Origin of the sequence: Asticcacaulis sp., from assembly GCF_020217185.1 — a bacterium.
GTDB lineage: Bacteria > Pseudomonadota > Alphaproteobacteria > Caulobacterales > Caulobacteraceae > Asticcacaulis.
In genome coordinates this window covers 1-10,000 of the sequence record NZ_JAIWNX010000002.1, presented here as the reverse complement: position 1 = coordinate 10,000, position 10,000 = coordinate 1, and the positions used below count along the sequence as shown (strand labels likewise).

The 10,000-nt window shown below is 61.2% G+C and carries 9 protein-coding genes and 1 tRNA gene; 5 read left to right on the top strand and 5 right to left on the bottom strand.

Features of this window, described 5'->3' with window-relative positions; genetic code table 11:
- Positions 1–827, top strand: an 827-nt coding sequence (locus tag LDL37_RS00120; RefSeq protein ID WP_290792616.1) for a metallophosphoesterase, incomplete at its 5' end; no start/stop codon positions are given.
- A 124-nt stretch (positions 828–951) separates the two neighbouring features.
- Here LDL37_RS00120 and LDL37_RS00115 read toward each other — a convergent pair.
- From LDL37_RS00115 to LDL37_RS00100, 4 genes are read right to left on the bottom strand one after another with little or no spacing between them, the layout of a single operon-like run.
- Positions 952–1,278, bottom strand: a complete 327-nt coding sequence (locus tag LDL37_RS00115; RefSeq protein WP_290792613.1) for a metalloregulator ArsR/SmtB family transcription factor — start codon at positions 1,276–1,278, stop codon at positions 952–954.
- Positions 1,275–4,517, bottom strand: coding sequence for an efflux RND transporter permease subunit (locus LDL37_RS00110; protein ID WP_290792610.1), 3,243 nt, complete (start codon positions 4,515–4,517; stop codon positions 1,275–1,277). The genes LDL37_RS00115 and LDL37_RS00110 overlap by 4 nt, the downstream gene beginning before the upstream one ends.
- A complete protein-coding gene (locus tag LDL37_RS00105; protein WP_290792607.1) occupies positions 4,514–5,515 on the bottom strand; it encodes an efflux RND transporter periplasmic adaptor subunit in 1,002 nt (333 codons plus the stop codon). The genes LDL37_RS00110 and LDL37_RS00105 overlap by 4 nt, the downstream gene beginning before the upstream one ends.
- Positions 5,516–5,529: 14 nt before the next feature.
- Positions 5,530–5,880 carry a rhodanese-like domain-containing protein gene (locus LDL37_RS00100; protein ID WP_290792604.1) on the bottom strand — a complete coding sequence of 117 codons (351 nt, stop codon included), beginning with the start codon at positions 5,878–5,880 and terminating at the stop codon, positions 5,530–5,532.
- A 138-nt stretch (positions 5,881–6,018) separates the two neighbouring features.
- On the opposite strand from LDL37_RS00100, the gene LDL37_RS00095 reads away from it, so the two are divergent.
- Genes LDL37_RS00095 through LDL37_RS00085 form a run of 3 tightly spaced genes read left to right on the top strand, consistent with a single transcriptional unit; the run spans position 6,019 to position 7,867 of the window.
- Complete coding sequence (locus LDL37_RS00095; protein WP_290792601.1) at positions 6,019–7,308, top strand: FAD/NAD(P)-binding oxidoreductase; 1,290 nt, start codon at positions 6,019–6,021, stop codon at positions 7,306–7,308.
- 11 nt (positions 7,309–7,319) lie between these two features.
- Positions 7,320–7,523: a DUF2892 domain-containing protein gene (locus LDL37_RS00090; RefSeq protein ID WP_126420229.1), complete on the top strand. Its 204-nt coding sequence runs from the start codon at positions 7,320–7,322 to the stop codon at positions 7,521–7,523.
- Positions 7,520–7,867, top strand: a complete 348-nt coding sequence (locus LDL37_RS00085; protein WP_290792594.1) for a carboxymuconolactone decarboxylase family protein — start codon at positions 7,520–7,522, stop codon at positions 7,865–7,867. The genes LDL37_RS00090 and LDL37_RS00085 overlap by 4 nt, the downstream gene beginning before the upstream one ends.
- Before the next feature lie 155 nt (positions 7,868–8,022).
- Here the strand turns inward: LDL37_RS00085 and LDL37_RS00080 are convergent.
- Positions 8,023–8,098 (bottom strand) — tRNA-Thr (locus LDL37_RS00080).
- Positions 8,099–8,281: 183 nt separating this feature from the next.
- On the opposite strand from LDL37_RS00080, the gene metG reads away from it, so the two are divergent.
- A complete protein-coding gene (gene metG, locus LDL37_RS00075; RefSeq protein ID WP_290792591.1) occupies positions 8,282–10,000 on the top strand; it encodes a methionine--tRNA ligase in 1,719 nt (572 codons plus the stop codon).

Genomic DNA, 10,000 nt, shown 5'->3' with positions numbered 1-10,000 from the left:
ACGCCGGGGACCTGATCAATCGTCACAGCGCGGACAAGGAGTGGGGCGAATGGTTCGCCGCCGGCGGCTTTATCCACGCCCAGACGCCTTCGATCATGACGCCGGGCAACCACGAATATGGTCGCCCCGTTGACGACGCAGGCGCGCGCCTGTCGCCGCAGTGGCGAGCGCAATATACCCTACCCGAAAACGGCCCGGAAGGACGCGCCAAGCTGAAGGAAACCGCCTTTTACGTCGATTATCAGGGGGTGCGCCTTATCTCGGTTGATGCCCCACTGCTGCATGGGGATGAGGCTGAACGCGCGGCGCAGGTGGCGTGGCTGGACAATATTCTGGCGCACAATCCGAACCGCTGGACTATAATCAGCCTGCACTTCCCGCTCTATTCGTCAGAACCGGAACGCGATAATCCGCGGGTGCGCGAAGCGCTCAAGCCCCTGATCGACAAGTATAAGGTCGATCTCCTGCTGCAGGGGCACGACCACGGCTACGCCAGAGGGGCCGCTCCGACGCCCAAAGGGGAGGCGCGTCCAGATGACGACGCCACCATCTATGTCGTATCGGTCGCGGGTCCCAAAATGTACGCCGTCTCCGACCTCGCCTGGGCCGATCGCAAGGCGTCACGTACCCAACTGTTCCAGTTGCTGAGCGTCGAAGGCGATCGCCTGACCTATAAGGCCTACACTGCCAATGGCGTGCTTTACGACGCCTTCGCGCTTCAAAAGGACAAGGCGGGTCGCAAAACCCGTGTTGAGATGAAACCGGGGACGCCGGAACTCTGGGCGCCGGGCAAGGAGAAAAAGGCAAACGGCGATCTGGCGCAGTGAGGCCTGTGAAGACTCCGCGGGGCGGGTTTTCGACCTTTAAATCGCCCAATGCTTTTGGTGATTGTAAATAATTTTCAATATATCTGAGGCTTATAAGGAGTATTTCACAAGTGTCTTTGGTGTGTCAGGCCGTTATTGAGTCGTTGCCCTTGTATATGTGACACAAGGTGCTGACGACAGTTTTGGCGGCAGGGTCGCTGAGGGCGTAGTAGATGGTCTGGCCGTCGCGACGCGTGGCGACCAGATCTTCGGCCCGCATCTTGGCCAGATGCTGCGATGTACCCGCGATTGACTGCCCCAGATGCTCCGCCAGATCGGAGACACTGGCTTCGCCCTCAAACAGCCGGCACAGGATCATCAGGCGATGTTCGCTGGCCAGCAGTTTGAGCAGGCGCGTCGCCCGCTGCACATTGGGTTGCAGGCTTTGCATATCAGACGCGCTGCTGGTCATGTTTCACGCGGTTGAGACATATCGTCCTTGAAGACGATATAGATGGCAGGAATAACCAATACGGTCAGAAGCGTCGAGGACAAAAGCCCGAACAGCAGCGAGATGGCCAGCCCCTGAAAGATGGGGTCAAACAGGATGACGCTGGCCCCGATCATGGCCGCCAGCGCCGTCAGCAGGATGGGCTTGAAGCGCGTGGCTCCGGCCTCCAGCAGCACCTCGCGCAGGGGGCGTTTGTGGCCATCAGTGTCGATTTCGGCATGGCGGATGAAATCGACCAGCAGGATCGAATTGCGCACGATAATCCCGGCCAGAGCGATAAACCCGATCATCGAGGTGGCGGAAAATGGCGCGCCAAACAGCAGGTGCCCGATGACAATACCAATCAGCGTCAGAGGCACCGGCGTCAGAATGACCAGCGGCAGGCGGAAGTTTTTGAACTGCGCCACCACCAGAATATAGATGCCCAGAAGCGCCACCCCAAAGGCCGCGCCCATGTCACGGAAGGTGACCCAGGTGATCTCCCATTCGCCGTCCCACAACACGGTGGGACGGGTTTCGTCTTCGGGTTGACCATTGAGGCGGATCACCGGCTTGGGCAGCGTCCCCCAATCGGCGGCATTGATGGCGTCATTGACGGCACCGAGGCCATAGATAGGCGCCTCATACCGTCCGGCCAGCTCGGCCATGATCATGTCGGCATCGCGTCCGTCGCGGCGGAAATAGGCGGTCGAGCCCTGTCCGCGTTCAAAGGCGGCGATCTCGTTCAGCGCCACCAGTCGTCCGCCAGAGGTGGCCACGGGCATGGACTCAAGCGTTTCGCTGACATAGCGCGCATTCTGTGGCAGGCGCAGCGCGATCTCCAGCGGTTCGCGGCCTTCGCCGCTGCGTCCGGCCTGCTGGGCATAGCCCAGAACCTGCCCGTTCATCAGCGTATTGACCGAGGCATAGAGTTCGCCTTCCGACACGCTGAGGCTTTCCAGGCGGGCACGATCAGGCACGACGTTCAGCGTCGGGCGCGGCAGACCATAGGAATCGTCCACATCGACGATGAAGTCGATGTCCTTGAAGATGGCCTTGACCTTTTCGGCCACGGCGCGGCGCGTGGCGGCATCCGGCCCGTAGATTTCGGCCAGCAGGGTGGCCATGACCGGCGGCCCCGGCGGCGCTTCGACCACCTTCAACACCCCACCCGCGGGCAGGGCCACGGCTTTCAGCCTTTGGCGCAGGTCCAGCGCAATGGCATGGCTGGCGCGCGAACGCTCGCCCTTGGGAGCCAGCAGCACATTGAGATCGCCCTGTTCCGGACGGCTGCGCAGGTAGTAGTGACGCACCAGCCCGTTGAAGTTGAACGGCGTGGCGGTCCCGGCATAGGCGTCGATGGCTTCAATCTCTTTCAGACCGGCGGCCACCCGCGCGGCCTCGGCCAGCACGCGCTGCGTCATCTCCAGTGATGTGCCTTCGGGCAGGTCGGCAATGACCTGAAGCTCCGACTTGTTGTCGAAGGGCAGTAATTTGACCGTCACCACCTTGAAGCCGAACAGGCTCATCGACACGAGCGTGGCGGCCCCGACCAGCAACAGGAAGGTCCAGGCCGTCTTTTTCGTGGCGATGACCTTCGACGCCACACGGCGATAGAGAAGACCAATAAAGCCTTCGTGGTCGTGGGAATGGCCGTCGCTCAGCGTCTTGCGCGCAAAGCGGATCATCAGCCACGGCGCAAGGATTACTGCGACAAAGAACGAGAAGACCATGGCCGCCGAGGCATTGACCGGGATGGGGGCCATGTAGGGGCCCATCAGGCCGGAGACGAATAGCATGGGCAGCAGCGCCGCCACCACGGTCAGGGTGGCGACAATGGTCGGGTTGCCGACCTCGGCCACGGCTTCGATGGTGGCCTGAGCGCGGCTTCGCCCATCGGGTTTCCCCACATCCGGCATACCCCAATGCCTTGCGATGTTTTCGATCATCACGATGGCATCATCGACCAGAATGCCGATCGAGAAGATCAGGGCGAACAGGCTGACCCGGTTAATGGTGAAGCCCATCAGGTTCGAGGCGAACAGCGTCAAAAGGATGGTGGTCGGGATCACCACGGCGGTGACTGCGGCTTCGCGCCAGCCGATGGCAAAGCCAATCAGCACCACGATCGAAGCGGTAGCCAGTCCCAGATGGAACAGCAGTTCATTGGCCTTTTCATTGGCCGTTTCGCCGTAGTCGCGCGTAATCGACGCCTCAACCCCCGACGGGATCAGCGTGCCTTTGAGCGCCTCGAGTCGCTTATGGATGGCCTCGGAGACGATGACCGCATTGGCCCCCTGACGCTTGGCGATGGCCAGTGAGACGGCAGGCGCGGCCTCAATCCCATGCGCCGTCTGGCGATAGCGGGTCACCCGCGCCTGATCCTCGCGCGGGGCCTGCACGATAGTGGTGACGTCGCGCACCAGCACCGGCTGGCCGCTGACCGAGGTCACGGTGATCTGTCCCACGTCAAAGACGCTGTTAAGCGAGCGCCCGGCCTTGAGGTCGAGCGTCTGGCCATGATCGCGCACCACGCCGGCGGGCAGGGTCTGGTTGGCCGCTGAAATCGCCTGGGTGAGTGCGGTCAGGGACACGCCGTGCAGGCTCATGCGCGCCGGGTCCGGCTCGATGCGGATTTCTTCCGGGCGGCCGCCGGTGAGGAAGGTCAGGCCGACATTGTCCACCTTGGCCAGTTCGCTGCGCAGCTTGAGCGCCAGTCCGTACAGCGCCACATCGTCAATGCGCGCTCCGGCACCGGCGGTGGGCGACAGGGTAATGATCATTGACGGCACGTCATTGATGCCGCGCGTCGAAACGAGCGGTTCGGGGATGCCCTTTGGCATCTTGTCGGCATTGGCGCGCAGCTTTTCATGGATGCGCACGGCGGCGGAGTCGGGATCGGTGCCGACCTTGAAGCGGGCCGTCACCATCACCGCATCGTCTTCGATAAAGCTATAGACGTGATCGACGCCGTTGATGCTTTTGACAAGGGTTTCGAGCGGCCTGGCGATCAGTTCCTTGGCGTCATTGACCTTCAGCCCGGCCGCCGCCACCTGAATATCGACCATGGGCACCGAAATCTGCGGCTCCTCCTCGCGCGGGATGGACATGACCGCCATCAGGCCGACAAACACGGCCACCAGCAGGGCCAGAGGGGTGAGGGGGGAGTTCAGCGTCGCCTGCGTCAGGCGGCCCGAAAGTCCTGATTTGGCGTCGTTCATTTTGCCGCTCCATAGGGGGCCAGTGTGTCCCCGTCCTTGAGACCGCTGAGGATTTCGACCTGTCCGGCTGAAAGCGGCGCGGTCTGCACCGGTATCTCGCTGAAGGTGCGGTCAGGGGCGACCAGACGCACATAGTCGAGGCCGTAGCGCGTGGCGACATAGGCGGCCGGCACCTGAATGCCCCGACGTTTGCCGAGGCTGAGCGAGGTAATGACGCGCTCACCCACCAGCACCTGATCGAGCCCTGCCGGAGTGACATCGGCAATGACCTGCCCCTTATCGACCGCCGGATAGATCTGGCTGAGCGTGCCCGAAGCGGTGAGGCCATTGGCCTCCAGTTGAACGCCTTGCCCCACACTGAGGGCGCGTGCCTGCGGTTCGGGCAGTTGCAGGCGCACGACGCGCGGCCCGGCGGTTACCGTCGCCACCGACTGACCGGCCATGACCACGGCCCCGGCGGGGATTTCGGCCTTTACCACCACGCCAGAGGCCGGGGCGTGAATGACGCCCTGTCCGGCCAGTTCACCCGCCGCCGCGCGCTGCGCCTGCGCCGCCTTCCAGGCCGATTCCGCCTGCTCCAGCCGGGCCTTGGCGTAGATGCCCTTGTCATACAGCGTCTTGATGCGTTTGTAGTCGGCCTCCGCCTGAAGCGCGGTCGCCGTATAGGCGCTGGCTTCGAAATTCAGCCTCTGGTCCTTGACCACGCCGATGACCTGTCCCTTGGCGACGGTGTCGCCTTCGCGCACATTCAGGGTGATCAGCACGCCGGGAATCCGCGCCACGGCCTCGCCCATATCGCGCGTCGTCAGCGTAGCCGACAGACGCTTGATATCGTCGATATCCGTCGTGGCGACGGTCAGCAGGTCGCCGGCGGCCGTTTGCGGCGCGGCGCGCTCGACCGGCTTTTTGTCGTGCCCGTCTGAGCAGGCGCTAAGACTGGCAAAAGCGAGCGCCGTCAGCGCCGACGCGGCGAACAGGCGAAGGAAGGGGCGGGGCATGGCCATAGCCTTTCTCAGCGAACCGTGGGCAGGCCTGCGGCCTTCCACGCATTAATGCCGCCCTGAAGGTGATGATCGACCTGAGCGCCAAAGTCGCGGCAGGCCTTGACGCCCTGCGCCGAGCGCCCGCCGGCCAGACACTGCATGACCACGGTACGCTCACCGGCCCCGGCAGTGACCGTGGCAAGCGCCTCAGACGACAGGCTCGACAGCGGCAGGTTGATGGCGCCCTTGATGTGTTCGGCGCGAAACTCCGAGGGCTCACGCACATCAATCAGTAAGAGGGTCTTCGTCTGAAGCCCTTTATGCACCTCGGCCGGGGTCAGGTTGGTGATGGGGGTTTGCGGTTTGAACAGTCCGAACATGGGGCCTCAAAAAAGCGCTTGAAGTTTCTATATTGCGTATTTAAGATAATATGCAATTAAAAACAAGTCCACTGTTTTTAATGCGCCTCCGCCGGAGCGGGCGGGCGGTAAACCGGGTGGACACCAGGGAGGTCAGTCATGGCCACTACAGGACAAAAGCCGCGCATCGTGATTCTGGGCGCGGGGTTGGGCGGGACGATTGCCGCCTTTGAGATCAAAGACGTCGTCGGCAGCAAGGCCGATGTCACCGTCGTCAATAAGGGCGACACCTTCCATTTTGTACCGTCAAACCCGTGGGTTGCCGTCAAATGGCGCACGCGCGAAGCTATTGAAGTCAATCTGACCAACATCTTCCGGCGCAAGGGGATCGAATTCTTTACCTGCGGGGCGAAGGCCATCTATCCCAAAGACAACAAGATCACGCTTTCGACGGAAATGGAGCTGTTCTACGACTATCTGGTCATTGCGACAGGACCGGAACTGGCCTTTGACGAAATCGAAGGCTTTGGTCCGGAGCATTTCACTCAATCGGTCTGTCACGTCGATCATGCCTTGGCGGCATCAGATGTGTTTGAGGCCTTTGCCAGGGACCCGAAACCCATCGTGGTTGGAGCCGTGCAGGGGGCCTCGTGCTTCGGTCCCGCCTATGAGTTTGCCCTCATCCTCGATACGGAACTGCGTAAACGCAAGGTGCGCGACAAGGTGCCGATGACCTTTGTGACCTCCGAACCCTATGTCGGGCATCTGGGGCTGGATGGTGTGGGGGATACCAAGGGTCTGCTGGAAAGTGAACTGCGCCAGCGCCACATCAAATGGATCACCAATGCCAGGGTCGAAAAGGTTGAGGCCGGTCTGATGCACGTCGAAGAGGTCAATGAAGACGGCTCAACAAAGGGGCATCATCAGTTGCCCTTCGGTTTTTCGATGATGCTGCCAGCCTTCCGGGGCGTTGAGGCCGTGCGCGGGCACGAAGGCCTGACCAACCCGCGCGGGTTTATTCTCGTGGACAAGCATCAGCGCAATCCGACCTATCCCAATATCTTCGCGCTGGGCGTCTGCGTCGCCATCGCGCCCACGGGTAAGACCCCGGTGCCGGTAGGCGTGCCCAAGACCGGGTTCATGATCGAGTCCATGGTCACGGCCATTGCGCACAATTTCAAGCTGATACTGGCGGGCAAGGCCCCGACGCACGAAGCGACCTGGAATGCCATCTGTCTGGCTGACTTTGGCGATGGCGGCGTGGCGTTTTTCGCACAGCCGCAGATTCCACCGCGTAACATCAACTGGTCGGCATCCGGCAAATGGGTGCATCTGGCCAAGGTCGGCTTTGAAAAATACTTCATCGGCAAGGTGAAGTCCGGCAAGTCCGAACCCTTCTATGAAAAGCTCGCGCTCGATCTGATCGGCGCGCACAAGATCAAACCCTGAGGAGAAATCGCATGTCTCTCGATCGTCTCGTTCTGGCCTTTGCCGGAACCGTCGTGCTGGTGTCCGTCGCGCTGGCGCATTTTGTTCACCCGAACTGGGTGTGGCTGACCGTCTTTGCCGGGGCCAATATGATACAGGCCAGTTTCACCGGCTTTTGTCCGGCGGCGATGGTGTTCAAGGCGCTGGGCGCCAAGCCGGGGGTGTGCTTCAAATGAGCAAGTCCTATCCCGAAATCACCGCGCGCCTGTCGGCCCATATCAAGACTCTGCGCAAAGACATTCCGGAAACCATGGCAGGGTTTTCGGCGCTCGCCAAGGCTGCCACCGCCGATGGTGCTCTCGATAAGAAAATGAAGGAGTTTATCGCTCTGGCCATTGGTGTCGCGACGCGCTGCGATGGCTGCATCGGCTATCATACCGAGGCACTCGTGCGACTGGGGGCGACGAAACAGGAGGTTGAAGAGGTGCTCGGCATGGCCATCTATATGGGAGGCGGGCCTTCGCTGATGTATGCGGCTGACGCCCTCATGGCGTTTGAGCAGTATTCGGGGGCAACATAACCGTGCCGCCCCTGTCGGCGGCATTTTGCTAGAAATGCGGCGAGAGTGACCGGATATTTATCCAGATATACAGACGTAAGTAGATTATGATTTCTAAATAAGTTTATGAATTTAAAGGATATACAGACGATCAGACACTTCAGCGAGTGGTGAGATGGTGCCGGTTGCAGGATTCGAACCCGCGACCTGATGTTTACAAAACAACTGCTCTACCAACTGAGCTAAACCGGCACGCTGCGAGTCATTGAGGCTGTCGCAGACAGGGCCGTCCTTATGCCGGGAGCCATCGCAGAACGCAACGGATTTGCCGCCTTCGCCACAGATTTTTTCGTGCTTTGGGCATCAAACCTGTGTGCAGGGCGGCAAAATGGTCTAAAGGACAAGCCGATTTCCTGAGTTTTAGACGGTCTGAGCATGTCCCGCATTCTGATCACTTCCGCGCTGCCCTATATCAACGGCATCAAGCACCTCGGCAATCTGGCCGGGTCCATGCTGCCGGCCGATGTCTATGCCCGGTTCATGCGGGCGCGCGGTCATGAGGTGCTGTATATCTGCGCGACCGACGAACACGGCACGCCGGCTGAGCTGGCCGCCGCCAAGGCCGGGCAGGACGTGAAGACCTATTGCGACGAGCAGCACCTGATCCAGAGGACCGCCGGTGAGGCCTTCGGGCTCAGCTATGACTGGTTCGGCCGGTCAAGCTCGGCTGAAAACCGCCACCTGACTCAGGCCTTTTGCGAGGCGCTGGATCGTAACGGCCTGATCGAGGAACGCACGGACAAGATGGTCTATTCCATCGACGACGGGCGTTTCCTGCCGGATCGCTATGTCGAAGGCACCTGTCCGCATTGTAAGTTCGAAAAGGCGCGCGGGGATCAATGCGACAATTGCGGGCGGCTGCTCGATCCGACGGACCTGATCAATCCCTATTCGGCGGTGTCGGGGTCGCGGAACCTTGAGGTGCGCGATACCAAGCACCTCTATCTGCTGCAAACAAAGGTCGAGCCGCAGTTGCGGGCGTGGATCGAGTCGAAGACGCAGTGGCCGCAACTGGCCAAATCCATCGCCATGAAGCACCTCGAAGAGGGGTTGATCGACCGCGGCATTACGCGCGACCTGAAATGGGGCGTGCCGGTAACCAAGGACGGAAAGCCCAGAGAAGGCTTTGAAAACAAGGTCTTCTACGTGTGGTTTGATGCGCCGGTGGAGTATATCGGCGCCACGCAGGAATATTTCAATGCGAAGGGAAATGCCGACGGCTGGCAAGGCTGGTGGCGTCTCGATCAGGGGGCGGACGACGTCACCTATGTGCAGTTCATGGGCAAGGACAATGTCGCCTTCCACACGGTGAGCTTCCCGGCGACCCTTATCGGGTCGGGTGAACCGTGGAAGATGGTCGATACGCTGAAGGCCTTTAACTGGCTGAACTGGTACGGCGGCAAGTTTTCGACTTCGATGAATCGCGGCGTGTTCATGGATCAGGCGCTGGAGCTGCTGCCGGCGGATTACTGGCGCTGGTATCTGATTTCGCAGTCGCCGGAAGGCTCGGATTCGTCGTTTACCTGGGAGCAGTTCCAGAGCGCGGTGAACAAGGACCTGGCCGACGTGCTGGGCAATTTCGCCAACCGTATCCTCAAATTCACCGAGTCGAAGTTCGGCGGCGTCGTGCCGGAAGGGGGCGAGGCGGGCCCGCTGGAAGAGAAGCTCTATGCTGATCTGTCGGCCTTGCTGGCGGAGGCGACCGAGGCCTTCGAGGCCATGGAGATGCGCAAGGCAGCGCAGGCCGTTCGGCGTATCTGGGTGCTCGGGAACGAGTATCTTCAGGAGGCCGCCCCGTGGACGGCCTTCAAGACCGATGTCGAGCGTGCGGGCGTGATTGTGCGCCACGGCCTCAATCTGGTGCGCCTCTATGCGGTGCTCGCTCAGCCGCTGATGCCGTTTGCGGCGCAGTCTATCGCCGACTGTGTGGGCGTCGAGCTGCCGCTCGATTGGCCGACGACGGACGCTCAGGCCGAATTGTCCAAACTGCCGGCCGGTGCAACGGTCCGATCCGGCGAGGTCCTGTTCAAAAAGATCGACGACGACATGGTCGCCGACTGGGCCGCGCGCTTTGGCGGCAGCGACGCCGCCTGA

Coding starts and splice junctions, on each gene's coding strand:
- LDL37_RS00095 (WP_290792601.1), top strand. CDS start 6,019: ATGGCCACTACAGGACAAAAGCCGCGCATCGTGATTCTGGGCGCGGGG.
- metG (WP_290792591.1), top strand. CDS start 8,282: ATGTCCCGCATTCTGATCACTTCCGCGCTGCCCTATATCAACGGCATC.
- LDL37_RS00115 (WP_290792613.1), bottom strand. CDS start 1,278: ATGACCAGCAGCGCGTCTGATATGCAAAGCCTGCAACCCAATGTGCAG.
- LDL37_RS00100 (WP_290792604.1), bottom strand. CDS start 5,880: ATGTTCGGACTGTTCAAACCGCAAACCCCCATCACCAACCTGACCCCG.
- LDL37_RS00105 (WP_290792607.1), bottom strand. CDS start 5,515: ATGCCCCGCCCCTTCCTTCGCCTGTTCGCCGCGTCGGCGCTGACGGCG.
- LDL37_RS00110 (WP_290792610.1), bottom strand. CDS start 4,517: ATGAACGACGCCAAATCAGGACTTTCGGGCCGCCTGACGCAGGCGACG.
- LDL37_RS00090 (WP_126420229.1), top strand. CDS start 7,320: ATGTCTCTCGATCGTCTCGTTCTGGCCTTTGCCGGAACCGTCGTGCTG.
- LDL37_RS00085 (WP_290792594.1), top strand. CDS start 7,520: ATGAGCAAGTCCTATCCCGAAATCACCGCGCGCCTGTCGGCCCATATC.